The organism is Rhodoferax sp. GW821-FHT02C08 (assembly GCF_059421805.1).
In genome coordinates this window covers 238,857-254,245 of the sequence record NZ_JBWKVR010000002.1, presented here as the reverse complement: position 1 = coordinate 254,245, position 15,389 = coordinate 238,857, and the positions used below count along the sequence as shown (strand labels likewise).

Sequence of the window (15,389 nt, the reverse complement as noted above, 5' to 3'; positions counted from 1 at the left end):
GCCAGCGCAGCCGTGGCACTTGTTGCCCGGTTGGGTGCTTACGCGGTCACGAATGCAGCGACCTCAGCCAGCACCGCCGGGTCTTGCAGAATGCGCCGGTGGCCCAAGCCCTGGGTGGCTACCAAGCGGGCATTTTGGATCGCCTGGCTATAGGCCAGGCCGTCGGCAAAGCGGTTGACCCGGTCGCCGCGGTCGTGCACCACCAGGGTCTGGGCGCGGATGCGTGGACCCACCGCGGCCGGTTCCAGCTGGGTCAGCACAATGCCTTCACGGGCTTCCAGGCGTTGCTCCAGCCTGGCGCGCACGGTTTCCCGCAGGCCAAAGACCCGGGCGAACTGGTGGGTGTATTGGCGGGGCGAAGCCGGTGGCGCCAGCAGCACTAGCTTGGCCGCCGGCAGGCCGCGCGCCAGCGCAAATGCTGCGGCATTGGCGCCCAGCGAGTGCGCAACTACTGCCTGCAATAGCTGTCCGTCTTGTTGCAGGCGGGCGCTGACATATTCCATGGCCCGGGTGAACTGTGGCAGATTGCTGGTCTGGCCGGCGCTGCGGCCATGGGCTGGCATCTCTACCAGCACCGGGCGCAGGCCTTGCTCCGCCAGTACCTGGGCCAACGGCAGCATCTGGGCCGCATGGCCGCCCCAGCCGTGCAGCAGCAACACGCAGGACGCGTCGGCGGCGGCTGGCAGGCTGTAGACCGTCAGGCTGGCCTGCTCAAAGGCCCAATGTTCGGTCTGCCAGCCTGGGCCCCAAGCGTGCTTGCGGCCCAGCCATTTGAGCGGCAGTGGCGTGCCGAACAAGCGGTAGGCCGAGTGCAACGCGAGCGACGGCGAAACCTGCTGCATGGCGCGCAAACCCCAGCGCAGCCAACGGGTCATGGCATGGGTGTCGTAATAGCTCAAAGCGGCTGGCAACGTGGCATCGGTCATGGTGAGCTCCTTGGTGAAATAAATAGCACAGTTGTGCGAAATTTGAATAAAAAAACAGGCACCCACGCAGGGTTCAGACTTGGTAGCTGGCGATCAGCCGGGTCCAGCTGGTCTGTGTGCGTTCGATGGCGCGCGGGTCGCGCAGGAAGCGGGCGTCGTGCAGCAGGCCGATGACCAGGCTGTACAGCTCGCCCACCAACTGGTCGGGATCGGTATCGGCCCGCAACTGGCCTAGCGTAATGGCTTGCTGCACCGTGCGGCACAGTGCTGCGCGCCAGATGCTGATGGCCTGCACCAGGTGGTCGCGCAGCTCGCCTTCACGGTCGTGCAGCTCGAAGGCGCCAGCGGTAAAGATGCAGCCACTGCGCACCTCCACCTGGCAGACCCGCAGGCTCCAGCGCCGCATGATCTCGTGCAGCCGGGGCAGGCCCTGGGGTTGTTGCATGGCGGGCGTAAACACGTCGGCCACAAAGCGCTGGCCGTATTCGTCGACGACAGCTTTTTGCAATGCCTCGCGCGAGCCTATGCGCGAAAACACGCCGCTCTTGGACAGACCGACGCGGTCCGCTACGGTTTGCAGGCTGATTGCTTCCAGGCCCTGGGCGGCCGCCAGTTCCATAGCGGCGCCGACGATGGTGGCGCGGGTGAGTTCGCTCTTCTGGGTTTTTGCATCCATTCCAAAATATTAGCACGACTGTGCGAAATTTGAATGGGTACGGAATTAGGTGTTTGCCCGCACGGGTTTGTACCGGTACCGCTTCTGCCCGTCGTACCTATAGTGACGTAGCACACAACTGACATGTTAGTGCGCAAGCAGATCCCGTTTTACATTCGCCGCCCTTCGCTCCATGCTTAAAAACCTGTCGCCCCTGCTGTCTGCCGACCTGCTGCACATCCTGGCCTCCATGGGCCATGGTGATGAGATCGTGCTGGCTGACGCCAATTTTCCAGCGGCGACCAACGCCAAGCGTCTGGTGCGCCTGCCCGGTGTGGACGCGACCCGGGTGTTGGATGCCGTTTTGTCGGTGCTACCTTTGGACAGCTTTGAGCCCCACGCGGCCTTCACCATGCAGGTGGTGGGCGACGCCAGCGCCGTGCCGCCCGCAGTGCAAGATTTCGCCCAAACCCTGCAGCGCCACGGCGAGCAGCCGCCCGCTTCGTTGGAGCGCTATGCGTTCTATGCCCGCGCAGCCCAGGCCTTCGCGGTCGTGGCCACTGGCGAAACCCGGTTGTACGGCAACATCTTGCTCAAAAAAGGCGTGGTGGCTTCGTGATGGCAACCGTCAGCTTAGAACCCACCAGCCAGCGTGCGCGGGCTTACCAGGGCTTTACCCAGCAAATCCTCAGCGGCAGCATCCGGCCCGGGCAATTCATTTCCCAGCGGGCCTTGATGACCCTGCTGGACATGCCGCTGGGCGCGGTGCGCGAGATGATCCCCCGCCTGGAAGCTGGTGGCCTGGTGAAGACCGTGCCCCAGCGCGGCCTGCAGATTGCCCATGTGGACTTGAAGCTGGTGCGCAATGCCTTCCAGGTGCGCAGCCTGATCGAGCGCGAGGCGGTGCGGCATTTCACCACCAGCGTCAGTGCGGCCGAGCTGGAGGCGATCACCGCCAGCCACCAGGACATCCTGCAACGCGCCAGTGCCGACCAGCCCGATGCCACTTTGCTCGACGACGCCCAGGCGGTGGACTGGGGCCTGCACGACCGCATGGTGGATGCGCTGGGTAACGAAATCATCTCCGAGATCTACCGCGTGAACAGCTTGCGCGTGCGCCTGATCAAGCTGGAGCAAAGCGTGATCACCCCGGCCCGCCTGATCCCTGCCATGCAGGAACACCTGCGCTTTATCGCCGCCCTGCAGCAGCGTGATGCTGCCGCAGCCGAGCAACTGCTGGAGGCGCATCTGGACAGCGCGCGCCACCGCGTGCTGACGGTGGACCTTCCCGTCCTTTAGTCCCGCAACGTCTTTCCCCACAACCTACATAGGAGCACTTTTTTGACACACGCTATCAAGGGCCTATGGCCCGCCTTGTTGATGCCTTTTGATGCCAGCGGCCAGGTCGATCTGCCGCGTACCCTGGCGCATATCCAACGCATGTTGGCCGCAGGTTGTGATGGTGTGACCTTGTTTGGTACCACCGGCGAGGGCCTGTCGTTCAGCCAGGCCGAGCGCAAGAGCTTGCTGGAGGCAGTGCTGGCCAGCGGCGTACGCTCCGACCAGATCGTTGTCACCATCTCTGCCTGCGCACTGGCCGAGGCCATCGAACTGGGCCGCCATGCGATCGCGCTGGGTTGCACGCGCCAGTTGCTGATGCCGCCTTTCTTCTTCAACCACCCGCGCGAGGCGGGCGTGGTGTCCGCCGTCAGCCAGGTCATCCGCGGCATAGGCTCGGACGATTTGCGCGTGCTGTTGTACCACTTTCCCTCGCTGAGCAACGTGACCTTCACATACGCGGTTGTGGCTGAGCTGATGCGCTTGCATCCAAAGCAGGTGGTTGGCTTCAAAGACAGCGCGGGGGACCTGGCGCATTCGCTGGACATCATCAAGGCCTTTCCCAAGCTGGCAATTCTGGTGGGCTCGGAAGCGCATATCGCCACCGCCATGCGTATCGGCAGCCCGGGCTCGATCAATGGCCTATCGAATCTGGCACCGCATTTGATCAGCCGCGTCATGCGCAACCCCGAGGCCGTGTCCGCAGCCGACGAGGCGCTGATCGTGGATCTGCTGAAGCTGCTGAGCCTGCTGCCGAACATGCCCTTTGTCAGCGCCTACAAGACCGCCCTGGCCGAGCAGACCGGTGACGACACCTGGCTGAACGTGCGCGCGCCATTGACCCCGCTGGATAACACCGAGGCGCAGGCAGTGCGTGCCGCGTATCGTGCGCTAGGTCAGAACGCAGCATCCCTGTAGAGAAAAACTAGGAGACAAACATGACCCGTTCCATTCCACGCCGCACCGTCTTGCAGGCCGCAGCCGGTGCAACCGCGCTGGCCGGCTTCCCAACTACTCAGGCCCAGGGCGCTTTCGACTGGAAGCGTTACAGCGGCCAGAGCATCGAGGTGCATCTGATCAAAAGCCCGCGTGGCGAGCTGCTGCAGAAGTACCAGAAGGAGTTCGAAGACCTGACCGGCATCAAGGTCGGTGCCGAGCAGGTGCCCGAGCAGCAGTCGCGCCAGAAGACGGTGATCGAATTCAACTCCGGCAAGACCAGCTTCGACGTGGTGCACCTCAGCTACCACGTGCAGAAACGCCAGTTTGCCAAGGGCAAGTGGATGGAGGATTTGCGCGGTCTGTTCAACACCGCCGCTGCACCCGACTTCGATCTGAAGGACTACTCCGCCGGCGGCATGTTCTACGCCACCCAGAGCGACGGCCGCATCGACAGCCTGCCGTTCAACCTCGACCCCTGGGTGCTGTACTGGAACAAGGAACTCTTCGCCGCCAAGGGCGTGGCCTACCCCACCAGCTATGCCGACATTGTGAACGCGGCGAAGAAGTTGCACGACCCTGCCAATGGCGTGGTGGGCTTCGTCGGCCGCGGTTTGAAGAACGCCAACGTGCCTTTGTGGACCGGCTTTTTCCTGGGCTTTGGCGGCCAGTTTTTTGATGCCTCTGGCAAGCTGCTGACTGACTCGCCGGAGGCCCTGGCCTCGGCAAATATGTACCGCGACCTGCTGAAGAACACCGGCCCGGCCGGTGTGGCCGGCTACAACTGGAACGAGGCGCAAAGCCTGTTCCTGCAGGGCAAGGCCGCCATGTGGATCGATGGCTCCGGCTTCGCGCCGCCGCTGGAAGATGCGGCCAAGTCCAAGGTGGTGGGCAAGGTGGGCTACGGCATCTTGCCGCCCGGCCCCAAGCTGCAGGTGTCGCCCACATTTGGTGACGGCATTGGCGTGTCGGCCTATTCCAGCAAAAAGGGCCCGGCCTGGTACTACATCCAATGGGCCACCGGCAAAGCCATGCAGGCCCGCATGCTGGCAACCGCATCAGGCGCGCCGGTGCGCTTGTCGGCTTACTCGAATGCCGAGGCGATTGCCAACCTCAAGGTACCGCCAGAGTGGCTGTCTGCAGTGGCGGGTTCGCTGAAGATTGCCCGCCCCGGCCTGCCCATCATCGAGCCGGTAAACGAGTTCCGCGATGTGTTCGGCATTGCGCTGAGCAACATGCTCAGCGGCGGCGATGTGGCGGCCGAACTGAAGAAGGCCACGGCTGACTTCGCCCCGGTGGCGGCCAAAGCCGACGCCTGATCCGACAGCCCGCGCCCTGGCGCGGCTTGTTTTCACCTGTCCCTTGTGTGCGCTCTTTGCGGCGCACGTGGAGTCTGTTGGCATGCGCAAGCTTTCGCCTTTTTTATGGTTCATCCTGCCCGCCGTAGTGGTCATCACGGCGGTGATCGTCTTCCCCTGGATGTTCACGCTGTGGATGAGTCTTTTCGACTGGAAGATTGGCTCCAAAGCCACTTTTGCCGGCCTGGGCAATTACGCCGAGCTGATAGGCAATACGCGCTTTCTGGAGTCGGTTGCCCACACGTTGATCTTCACCGCGCTGGCCGTGGCCGCACCGCTGGTGCTGGGCACCGCCGCCGCGTTGGTGTTCAACCAGAAGTTCGCCTGGCGCGGCTTTTGGCGCGGTGCTTTTGTGCTGCCCATGATGGCCACGCCGGTGGCCATTGCGCTGGTGTGGGTGATGATGTTCCACCCGCAGCAAGGCGTGCTGAACTACCTGCTGTCCCTGGTTGGCATAGGCCCGAGCGAATGGGTGTACTCGCCCAAGCTGGCGATTCTGTGCCTGGTGATGGTGGATGTGTGGCAGTGGACACCGCTGGTGATGCTGATCGTGCTGGGCGGCCTGGCCTCCTTGCCCACCGACCCGTTTGAGGCCGCCTACATGGAAGGTGCCAGCCGCTGGCAGACCTTCCGCTACGTCACCTTTCCGCTGCTGTTGCCCTTCATTCTGGTGGCTGCTGTTGTGCGGCTGATCGATGCTCTGAAGACCTTCGACACCATTTACGTGATCACCCAGGGTGGGCCGGGTACATCGACCGAGACCATCAATATCTACCTCTACCTGCAGGCTTTTTCCTTCTACCAGATCGGCAAGTCCTCGGCCGTGGTGGTGGTGTTTTTTGTGCTGGTGGTGGCTCTTTCCATGTTGCTGTTCTGGCTGCGCGAGCGTTCGAAATACTATGAATAACACCCAAAAATTACGCGACAAGCTGCTGCTAGGTTTGTGCGTGTTCCTGCTGGTGTCGCCCGCCATCAGCTTCTTTGTGTGGATGCTGTCGCTGGCATTCAAGAACGAGGTGGACAACCTGGCCTACCCGCCGGTGTTCATCCCCAGCCCGCCCACGCTGGCCAACTTCGTCAAGGTGTTCGACAGCGGGCCGTTCTTCCAGTACCTGCTGAACAGCATCATGGTGTCGGGTACGGCGACCATCGTGGCCTTGCTGATCGGTGTGCCTGCCGGCTACGGCGTGGCCCGAATGAAGGCGCGTAAGCTGCTGATGGTTATCCTGATCGCCCGCATGACGCCGGCCATCAGCTTCTTGATCCCGCTGTTCACGTTGTTCCAGGCGCTGGGGCTGACCGGGACCTTGGCGCCGGTGATCATCACCCACCTGGTGATCACCGTGCCCATCATGGTCTACATCGTGTCGGGTTATTTCGAGACCTTGCCCATCGAACTGGAAGAGGCTGCGGTGGTCGATGGCTGCTCGCCCTGGCAGCGCTTTCGCCATATTGCCCTGCCGCTGGCGCGGCCTGGCATTACGGTGGCGGGCATTCTGGCCTTCATCTTTTCGTGGAACAACTTCATCTTCGGCGCCGTGCTGGCCGGGCGTGAGACGCGCACCCTGCCGGTTGCCATCTACAACGTGCTGACCTTCGAGCAGATCGCCTGGGGCCCGCTGGCGGCGGCGGCCTTGCTGGTCACCTTGCCGGTGCTGATCCTCACACTCCTGATCCAGAAAGAGATCGTTGGCGGGCTCACCGCCGGCGGTGTCAAGGGCGGTTAACCATTTTTCGCAGAGAACACAATCCATGGCATCCGTAACCCTCTCCGGCATCGAAAAATCCTTTGCCAACGTGCCCGTCATCAAGGGCGTGGACATCTCTATCGGCGACGGCGAATTTGCCGTCTTCGTCGGCCCCAGCGGCTGCGGCAAATCCACCCTGCTGCGCATGCTGGCTGGGCTGGACGCGCCCAGCGCAGGCCAGATCCGCATAGGAGACAAGGTGGTCAACGACCTGCCGCCCAAGGAGCGCGGCATTTCCATGGTGTTTCAGACCTATGCGCTGTACCCGCACATGACGGTCGAGGCGAATATGGGCTTCGGCCTGATGATTGCCGGCACCCCCCAGGGCACCATCGCCAGCAAGGTGGCCGGTGCTGCCAAGATGCTGGGCCTGGACAAGATGCTGGACCGCCTGCCGCGTCAACTTTCTGGCGGCCAGCGCCAGCGCGTGGCCATGGGCCGGGCCATGGTGCGCGATCCGCAGGTGTTTCTGTTCGACGAGCCGCTGAGCAACTTGGACGCCAAGCTGCGGGTGCAGATGCGCACCGAAATCCGCGCCCTGCACCAGCGCCTGAAGACCACCTCGATCTACGTCACCCACGACCAGATCGAAGCCATGACCATGGCCGACCGCATCATCGTGCTGCGCGACGGCAAGGTGGAGCAGATCGGCACCCCGGCCGAGCTGTACGACCGGCCGTGCAACAGCTTCGTGGCCACCTTCATTGGCTCGCCTGCTATGAATATAGTAGCTTCTAGCGCAGACAATACCTGCGCCAGAGCCGATTTTGGTGGTCAAGTCCTATTGGAAGACCGGTTTGCCAACCTGGGCCAGCGCCGGGTGCTGCTCGGCCTGCGGCCCGAGCATCTGCAGGTGCGCCCGGCCGGCGAGCCTCATGGCATCCCCTGCGAAGTCAAGGTGGTCGAGTTCAGCGGTGCCGACACCTTGCTGACCTGCGAAGCCCAGGGTCAGCCCATCCAGGCCCTGGTGCATGACCGCTTGCTGGTGAAGTCTGGCGACAACATCACGCTGGCGATTCCTGCTGAGCGGGTCCATGTGTTTGACGAGGCCACGCAGCAGCGCTTGTAGCTCAGCCCAGCTTGCGGACGATGGCCGCCAGCTTCTTCACCGCTGCCTCCATCTGCTCCACCGGCACCTGGGCATAGCCCAGCATCAGGCCGTTCCACACTGGCCCACTGCCTACGGCGTGGGCGCTCAAGGGGTGGGCCTCGATGCCTTTTTGCAGCGCCTGGGTGCTGACGGCCAAGTCGGAAATCGCGGCGTCCAGCACCAGCGCTAGATGCATGCCGGCCGAGCCACCGTGCACGCTTCCTACATCGCCCAGTTGCCGTTCCAGCGCGCTGCGCAGGGCATCGCGCCGCTGCCGGTAGAGACGGCGCATGCGGCGCAAATGGGTGGCGAACTGGCCGCTGCGCAAAAACTCTGCCAGGGCCAGTTGGTCTGCGGCGCGGCCCCGGGGTACCGACTGCGTCACCAGCCGCTGTAGCGGCTCCACCAAGTTCTGCGGCACCACGATGAAGCCGATGCGCAGCGCCGGGAACATGGTTTTGCTGAAGGTGCCCAGGTACAGCACCGGCGCGTCGGGCAGCAGGCCTTGCATCGCGGCCAGCGGCGGGCCATCGTGGCGGAATTCGCTGTCGTAATCGTCCTCGATCAGCAGCGCGCCCGCAGCCTGGGCCTGGGCGATCAGCGCCAGCCGGCGCGGCAGGCTCAGTACGCTGCCCAGCGGGTACTGGTGCGACGGTGTGGTATAGACCAGCTTGGGTGGATGCAGGCGCCAGTCGGCGGCGCTGGGCGCCATGCCTTCGGCATCCACCGCAATGCCGTGGACCCGCAGCTCGGCAGCTTTGAACGCCGTCAGCGCGCCACGGTAGCCGGGGTTCTCCAGCCACACGGTGTCGCCGGCGTCGGCGAAGGCGTGGGCGCACAGGTCCAGGCTGCTTTGCGTGCCGTCGGTGACGAACACCTGGCGCGCTTCGCAGACCACGCCGCGCGAGGCACGCAGATGCTCGGCAATCGCTTCGCGCAGCAGCGGCTGGCCGGCCGGGCCGCCGTAGTTGAGCTGCACGGTAGAGGTGGCACGCCAGGCCCGGTCCATCAGCCGCTGCCAGGCCGGCAGCGGAAAGTCGATCAGCGAGGGCACACCGGGCACGAAGGCGCCCATCAGATGCGCTTCGGGCAGCGGCTCTGCCGTTTGGGCACGGCGCGACAGGCTGGGTGGCGGCTGGGCCGGACGCGCCCGTGCGGCTGGGCGGGCGACGGCGATGTCCGCCACCCGCGTGCCGCGCCGATCCGGCTGCACATAGCCTTCGGTGGCCAGCTGCTCGTACGCGTACAGCACGGTGTTGCGCGACACACCCAGGTCGTTGGCCAACTGCCGCGTCGCCAGCAGGCGCGTGCCGGCGCCCAGAGTGCCGCTGCGGATGGCCGCGCGCAGGCAGGCATGCAGCAGGCGTTGGCGCGGCCAGCCCTGCTGCGCATGGGCCTGGCTGAATTGCGCAAACAGTACGGCGTAGTCCATCGTGGCCTTACATGGTTCCCCCCCAGGCTTCGCGCACTTCGTGTCGCTCTCGCCAACCCCCTTCAGGGGGCGAACCCGATGGTCCGGCAAAGCCGGCCCCATGGGTTCCTGGAGTGAGAGCCGTGGCGCACGTCATTGGGGTTTATTAATGAATCGTGGTTCTAGAAAATTAATGACTTCTGGTTCTATTTTTAGAGCCAGTAAAAATTATAGTGCGCTGCCTTTCACTCTTCTTTTGGAAACCTGCCCCATGACCGACACCGCCGTTGCGCCGCCCAGCGCACGCACCCGCATCCGCCGGATTGCCGAGAACGCCGACTACCAGCGCAGCACGCTGCACGCCATCATCGATGCAGCCTATGTGTGCCACATCGCCTTTGTGGACGACAAGGGCACGCACAACATCCCCACCGCCTGCTGGCGCGAAGGCGAGCACTTGTACATCCACGGCTCGAACGGCGGCCGCCTGCTGAAGCTGTTGGCCGGCGGCACCCAGGCCTGCGTGGTCATCACCCATGTGGACGGCCTGGTGCTGGCGCGCTCGGCCTTCAACCATTCGATGAACTACCGCTCGGCCGTCATCTACGGCAGCTTCGAGCGGGTGGCGGAAGACGCTGCCAAACGCGCCGCGCTGGATGCCTTCATGGACAAGCTGGCGCCGGGCCGGAATGCGGACATCCGCCGTGGCAATGACAAAGAGTTCGCCGCCACCACCGTGATGCGTATTGCGCTGACGGAAGCTGTGTGTAAGGTGCGCACCGGCCCGCCCATCGATGATGCGGAGGACATGGACATTCCGGTGTGGACGGGTGTGCTGCCGCTGGTGCAGACCCAGGCTGCGCCGGTGGAAGACGCACCCGGGCCCGGCGACGTGCCGGCCTATGTACAGCAGTGGCAGGGCTCTGCTACTGTTTAGATAGCTTCTGGCACAGGTGGAATATGCGCTAGTTGCTGATTTCATGCATAAAAAAGGGCGAACCTTGCGGTTCGCCCTTTTCAGGCTCAGGCGTGTGCCGGCACTTGCCGCGGCGCCTCGGCGTAGTGGTCGAACTGCATCGTGTAGCTGGCGCGCCCGGCGGTCAGCGCGCGCAGGCTGCCGATGTAGCCAAACAGCGTCTGCAGCGGCACCATGGCGCGCACGACCGCCGCGTTGCCGCGCTGGTCCTGGCTGCGCACATGGCCGCGCCGGCGGTTCAGGTCGCCGATCACGTCGCCCACATGGTCCATCGGCGTGGTGACTTCCACGTCCATCACCGGCTCCAGCAACGTCGGCCCGGCCTCGCGCAGCGCCTGGGTGAAGGCGGCCGCACCGGCCACCTCAAACGCCAGCGTGGACGAGTCCTTCTCGTGGAAGCTGCCGTCCTCCAGCGTGACCAACAGATCCACCACCGGGTGGCCGGCCAGCACGCCGGCCAGGGCCGCGCGCCGCACGCCTTGTTCCACACTGGGGATGTATTCCCTGGGGATCACACCGCCGGTGATGGCGTTCTCGAAACGCAGACCTGCGCCGCGCTCCAGCGGCTCCACGCGCAGCGCCACTTCCGCATACTGACCAGGGCCGCCGCTCTGCTTCTTGTGCAGATAGCGCACGCTGGCCGCACGCGCAATGGTCTCGCGCATGGCTACCTGGGGCGGGCCGGTGTGCACCGTCACGCCGAAGCGGCTGCGCAGCTTTTCCAGCGTCACTTCCAGCTGCAGCTCACCTACGCCGGACAGCAGGGTCTGGCCGGTGTCGGCGTCCTGGCCCAGGCGCAGGCTGGGGTCTTCGTCCACCAGCGTGTGCAGGCCGCGCGAGAAGTTGTTTTGCTCGTCGCGCGAGTGCGGCTCCACCGCCATCGAAATGACAGGTTCGGGCGCATGGATTTCCTCCAGCACCAGGGGCTGTGCGGGGTCGCTCAGCGTGTGGCCGGTCTTACTGGCCTTGAGCCCTGCCACGGCCACGATGTCACCGGCTTGCGCCAGTGCCAGCTCTTCGCGCCGGTCCGCGTGCATTTGCACCACGCGCGACAGACGTTCGCGCTGGCCGGTGTTGGCGTTCAGCACCTGGCTGCCCGCATGGGCTTCGCCACGGTAAACGCGCAGATAGCTCAGCGTGCCGTGTTCGTCGTGCACCACCTTGAACACCAGCGCAGCAAAGCCGTCACCCGGTGGCAGGTCAGTGTTGCGGTCTTCGGGCGCGGGCAGGTAGTCCACCACCGCATCAAGCAGCGGCTCGACGCCTTTGTTCTTCAGCGCGGCGCCGCCCAGCACGGGCACAAAGGCGCCGGCCAGTGTGCCCTGGCGGATACACGCGCGCAGCTGCGCTTCCGAGATGTCTTCACCGTTCAGATAGGCGGTCAGCAGCGCGTCGTTTTGCTCCACGGCGGTCTCTACCAGGGTGCGACGCGCAGACTCCACGGCGGCCTGCATATAGGCGGGCACGGCACTGCGTTCCAGCGTCGGTTTGCCTTGGGCATTGGGCGGCCAGGTCAGGGCTTGCTGGGTCAGCAGATCGACTACGCCGCTGAACTCGGCTTCCGTGCCTATGGGCAGCTGCAGCACCAGGGGTTTGACGCCCAGGCGCTCGGCGATCATCGCCACCACGCGCGCAAAGTCGGCGCCGGTGCGGTCCAGCTTGTTGACCAGGGCGATGCGCGGCACATGGTATTGGTCGGCCAGGCGCCAGTTGGTCTCGGTCTGCGGCTCTACGCCGGCCACGCCATCGAACACCACGACCGCGCCGTCGAGCACGCGTAGCGAGCGGCTGACCTCGATGTTGAAGTCGATGTGGCCGGGCGTGTCGATCAGGTTGATCTGGTGACCGCGCCAGGCCACGGTGGTGGCGGCGCTGTTGATGGTGATGCCGCGCGCCCGCTCCTGCGGGTCGTAGTCCATGGTGGCGTTGCCGTCGTGCACCTCACCGGTACGGTGGATTTCGCCGGTGGTGAACAGCACCCGTTCGCTGACGGTGGTTTTGCCAGCGTCGACGTGGGCGATGATGCCGATATTGCGAAGTTGTCGCGTGTTCATACTATGTTCCTTAAAGACAAAACCCCTGGCCTGCTCAATGCTGGCCAGGGGTTTCAACGGCTGTTCCACAGCCTTGAAAAAATCCCGCAGCTAGCGGTTTATGTCTTGCGCGTCGGCAGCGACACCAATGGACGAGCGCAAGCCCACCATCCACTGGTGCGGATGAATTGCGGCGATCAGTTTGTCAAAGGTGTGCATGGAAATTCCTTAAAAACACGGGTCCAGAAAGCAAAAAACCCCGCGCAAATTGCCGGGGTTGTGTGGGTTCCGGCAAGGCGCATAAGCCCTCCGAAAAATCGGAAGGTTTCTAGAGGATCAAAGCTTGGGTGGACATACGCATGGACGCAATTATAAAAAGTTTTGTAGGTTTTGTCTTTGGGGGCTTATGTTTCAATAGTAATGTGCTATGTAACATTCAAGGCACACATTACGGCGTAAATCACGGCGCAATCTTTTCCAGGCAGTAGCCCAGGCCGCGCACGGTGGCGATGCGTATCGGGCCTTTCTCGATCTTCTTGCGCAGCCGGTAGATGTAGACCTCGATGGCGTTGACGCTGACCTCTTCGCCCCATTCGCACAGGCGCTCGATCAATTGTTCCTTGCTGACCAGGCGCCCGGCGCGCTGCAGCAAGACCTCCAGCAGCCCCAGCTCGCGTGCCGATAGTTCCACCAGCTTGCCGTCTATGGTGGCCATGCGCCCGGCGTGATCGTAGACCAGCGGGCCGTGCTGGATGCTACTGCTGGCGCCGCCCGCGCCGCGCCGCGCCAGGGCGCGCACCCGGGCTTCCAGCTCCTGCAGCGAAAAGGGTTTGGCCATGTAGTCGTCGGCGCCGTAGTCCAGGCCTTTGACGCGTTCTTCCACGCTGTCGGCGGCCGTCAGTATCAGCACCGGCAAGGAGGAGCCGCGGGCGCGCAGCTTTTTCAGCACCTCCAGCCCATGCATCTTGGGCAGGCCCAGGTCCAGGATCAGCAGGTCGAACTCGCGGTTGGTCAGCAGAGCAGCGTCGGCCTCGCTGCCGCTGGACACATGGTCCACCGCCGCGCCTGAGGCCCGCAGCGCGCGCAACAGGCCGTCGGCCAATACCTGGTCGTCTTCCGCAATGAGAATGCGCATACGTGTCCCCTTTATAGGTTTTCTTCGATCAATTCTAGGCCGCGTAGGCTTCTAGGCCCAGCGAGACCACCGTCGCTACGTCCTGGCCGACAGCAGCGCGGAATTCGTCCTCTGTCTGAGCCACGGCGTCGCGATAGGCCTGCAGCCAGGCCAGGCCGGTGGCGGTGAACACCACCCGGCGGGCGCGGGCGTCCAGCGGGTCGGGTTCGCGCGCCACCATGCCCCAGGCGGCGCACTGGTCCACCAGGTCGCCCATGGCCTGTTTGCTCATGCCGGCCTGCGCGGCCAGTTCGGTCAGCCGTGAGCCCTGCAGCGGCAGGTGCCGGGTGATGTGGATGTGGGCGGCGCCCACTTGCGCGCGCGCCGCCAGGTTGCCCAGGGCCAGCGGTACCTCGATATTGCGCGCCATCAGCTCCAGCACGCGCGTGTCGAACTGGCGCAGGGCAGCATCCAGCCGCCGCCCCAAATGGGTTTCCCGCCAAGCCTGGTCTGTCGTGATGGAAGCCATGGATTAATGGTAAGGCAAACTGACTAAAAATGTGCTTTGCAGGTTTAAAACAGAGCTTTAAACTACTGTTCAAGCATCCAGCCTGTTGTTAATAGCAGGCCATGCAGGCCCACTAACTCTTGACCCCTTGATTTTGAAAGACACCGCCATGAACCCTACCGCTGCCCGCGCTCCCGCTGTCGCCCCCACCCCCGCTGCCCTGGCTGAAAAAGCCAAAGCCCTGCAAGCCGCTCTGGCACAGATTGAAAAGCAGTTCGGCAAGGGCACCATCATGCGCCTGGGCGAGGGCGAGGTGATCGAGGACATCCAGGTGGTTTCCACCGGCTCGCTGGGCCTGGACGTGGCGCTGGGCGTCGGCGGTCTGCCACGTGGCCGGGTCATCGAAATCTACGGCCCAGAGTCCAGCGGTAAGACCACGCTGACCCTGCAAGTAATTGCCGAGATGCAAAAGCTGGGCGGCACCTGCGCCTTTGTCGATGCCGAGCACGCACTCGACACCCAATACGCGCAAAACCTGGGCGTGAACCTGCAGGAAATGCTGATCAGCCAGCCCGACACTGGCGAGCAGGCCCTGGAAATCGTTGATTCGTTGGTGCGCTCCGGTGCCATCGACCTGATCGTGGTGGACTCGGTGGCGGCGCTTACGCCCAAGGCCGAACTGGAAGGCGAAATGGGCGACAGCCTGCCCGGCCTGCAAGCCCGCTTGATGAGCCAGGCGCTGCGCAAGCTGACCGCCACCATCAAGAAGGCCAACTGCATGGTCATCTTCATCAACCAGATCCGCATGAAGATCGGCGTGATGTTCGGCTCGCCCGAAACCACCACCGGCGGCAACGCGCTGAAGTTCTACGCCTCCGTGCGCCTGGACATCCGCCGCACCGGCACCATCAAGAAGGGCGACGACTCCATCGGTAACGAAACCAAGGTCAAGGTGGTGAAGAACAAGGTCGCGCCCCCGTTCAAGACGGCCGAGTTCGATATCCTGTTCGGCGAAGGCATCAGCCGCCATGGCGAAATCATCGACATGGGCGTGGAAGCCAAGATCATCGAAAAGTCGGGCGCCTGGTATGCCTACAACGGCGAAAAAATCGGCCAGGGCCGCGACAACGCCCGCGAATTCCTGCGCGAGAACCCCGGCCTGTCGATCGAAATTGAGAACAAGGTGCGCGAGTCCCTGGGCATTCCTCTGGTCCCTGTGGTGGAAGAAGCCAAGGAAGTGAAAGAAGGCAAGAAGGCCAAGGTCGAGGCATAAAGTGCCTGCCAGCGCAGCTAGTA

Annotated in this window: 15 protein-coding genes; 9 read left to right on the top strand and 6 right to left on the bottom strand. The window is 63.8% G+C overall.

Annotated features, from left to right (window positions below; all coding sequences use genetic code 11):
• Positions 1-38 precede the first annotated feature (38 nt).
• Both AC07VY_RS03430 and AC07VY_RS03425 read right to left on the bottom strand, forming a co-directional pair.
• Positions 39-926: an alpha/beta hydrolase gene (locus tag AC07VY_RS03430; RefSeq protein ID WP_495075627.1), complete on the bottom strand. Its 888-nt coding sequence runs from the start codon at positions 924-926 to the stop codon at positions 39-41.
• Positions 927-999: 73 nt separating this feature from the next.
• Positions 1,000-1,602: a TetR/AcrR family transcriptional regulator gene (locus AC07VY_RS03425; protein ID WP_495096304.1), complete on the bottom strand. Its 603-nt coding sequence runs from the start codon at positions 1,600-1,602 to the stop codon at positions 1,000-1,002.
• A gap of 172 nt (positions 1,603-1,774) precedes the next feature.
• On the opposite strand from AC07VY_RS03425, the gene AC07VY_RS03420 reads away from it, so the two are divergent.
• The 7 genes from AC07VY_RS03420 to AC07VY_RS03390 all read left to right on the top strand — a co-directional run bounded on the left by AC07VY_RS03420 (position 1,775) and on the right by AC07VY_RS03390 (position 8,030).
• On the top strand, positions 1,775-2,200 hold the full coding sequence (locus tag AC07VY_RS03420; protein ID WP_495096303.1) for an RbsD/FucU family protein: 426 nt from the start codon (positions 1,775-1,777) through the stop codon (positions 2,198-2,200).
• The gene (locus AC07VY_RS03415) at positions 2,200-2,880 is read left to right on the top strand and encodes a GntR family transcriptional regulator (protein WP_495075630.1); all 681 of its coding nucleotides are present in this window, start codon (positions 2,200-2,202) and stop codon (positions 2,878-2,880) included. Before AC07VY_RS03420 ends, AC07VY_RS03415 begins: the two co-directional genes overlap by 1 nt.
• 42 nt (positions 2,881-2,922) lie before the next feature.
• The gene (locus AC07VY_RS03410) at positions 2,923-3,837 is read left to right on the top strand and encodes a dihydrodipicolinate synthase family protein (RefSeq protein ID WP_495096302.1); all 915 of its coding nucleotides are present in this window, start codon (positions 2,923-2,925) and stop codon (positions 3,835-3,837) included.
• Between the two features lie 20 nt (positions 3,838-3,857).
• Positions 3,858-5,174, top strand: a complete 1,317-nt coding sequence (locus AC07VY_RS03405; protein WP_495096301.1) for an extracellular solute-binding protein — start codon at positions 3,858-3,860, stop codon at positions 5,172-5,174.
• A gap of 82 nt (positions 5,175-5,256) precedes the next feature.
• Positions 5,257-6,120, top strand: coding sequence for a carbohydrate ABC transporter permease (locus AC07VY_RS03400; protein WP_495096300.1), 864 nt, complete (start codon positions 5,257-5,259; stop codon positions 6,118-6,120).
• Positions 6,113-6,940 (top strand): carbohydrate ABC transporter permease, encoded by an 828-nt coding sequence (locus tag AC07VY_RS03395; RefSeq protein WP_495096299.1) that lies wholly within the window; start codon positions 6,113-6,115, stop codon positions 6,938-6,940. The genes AC07VY_RS03400 and AC07VY_RS03395 overlap by 8 nt, the downstream gene beginning before the upstream one ends.
• 25 nt (positions 6,941-6,965) lie before the next feature.
• Positions 6,966-8,030: an ABC transporter ATP-binding protein gene (locus AC07VY_RS03390; protein WP_495096298.1), complete on the top strand. Its 1,065-nt coding sequence runs from the start codon at positions 6,966-6,968 to the stop codon at positions 8,028-8,030.
• A 1-nt stretch (position 8,031) separates the two neighbouring features.
• Here the strand turns inward: AC07VY_RS03390 and pdxR are convergent, their stop codons facing one another.
• Complete coding sequence (gene pdxR, locus AC07VY_RS03385) at positions 8,032-9,483, bottom strand: MocR-like pyridoxine biosynthesis transcription factor PdxR (protein ID WP_495096297.1); 1,452 nt, start codon at positions 9,481-9,483, stop codon at positions 8,032-8,034.
• Between the two features lie 250 nt (positions 9,484-9,733).
• On the opposite strand from pdxR, the gene AC07VY_RS03380 reads away from it, so the two are divergent.
• Entirely contained in the window at positions 9,734-10,399 is a 666-nt protein-coding gene (locus AC07VY_RS03380; protein WP_495096296.1) for a pyridoxamine 5'-phosphate oxidase family protein, read from the top strand.
• A gap of 86 nt (positions 10,400-10,485) precedes the next feature.
• Here the strand turns inward: AC07VY_RS03380 and fusA are convergent, their stop codons facing one another.
• From fusA to AC07VY_RS03365, 3 genes are all read right to left on the bottom strand, one after another.
• Complete coding sequence (gene fusA / locus AC07VY_RS03375) at positions 10,486-12,492, bottom strand: elongation factor G (RefSeq protein ID WP_495096295.1); 2,007 nt, start codon at positions 12,490-12,492, stop codon at positions 10,486-10,488.
• 439 nt (positions 12,493-12,931) lie between these two features.
• A complete protein-coding gene (locus AC07VY_RS03370) occupies positions 12,932-13,606 on the bottom strand; it encodes a response regulator (RefSeq protein ID WP_495075640.1) in 675 nt (224 codons plus the stop codon).
• A gap of 34 nt (positions 13,607-13,640) precedes the next feature.
• Complete coding sequence (locus AC07VY_RS03365; RefSeq protein WP_495096294.1) at positions 13,641-14,114, bottom strand: MarR family winged helix-turn-helix transcriptional regulator; 474 nt, start codon at positions 14,112-14,114, stop codon at positions 13,641-13,643.
• A 148-nt stretch (positions 14,115-14,262) separates the two neighbouring features.
• On the opposite strand from AC07VY_RS03365, the gene recA reads away from it, so the two are divergent.
• Positions 14,263-15,366 carry a recombinase RecA gene (gene recA / locus AC07VY_RS03360; RefSeq protein WP_495096293.1) on the top strand — a complete coding sequence of 368 codons (1,104 nt, stop codon included), beginning with the start codon at positions 14,263-14,265 and terminating at the stop codon, positions 15,364-15,366.
• Positions 15,367-15,389 lie beyond the last annotated feature (23 nt).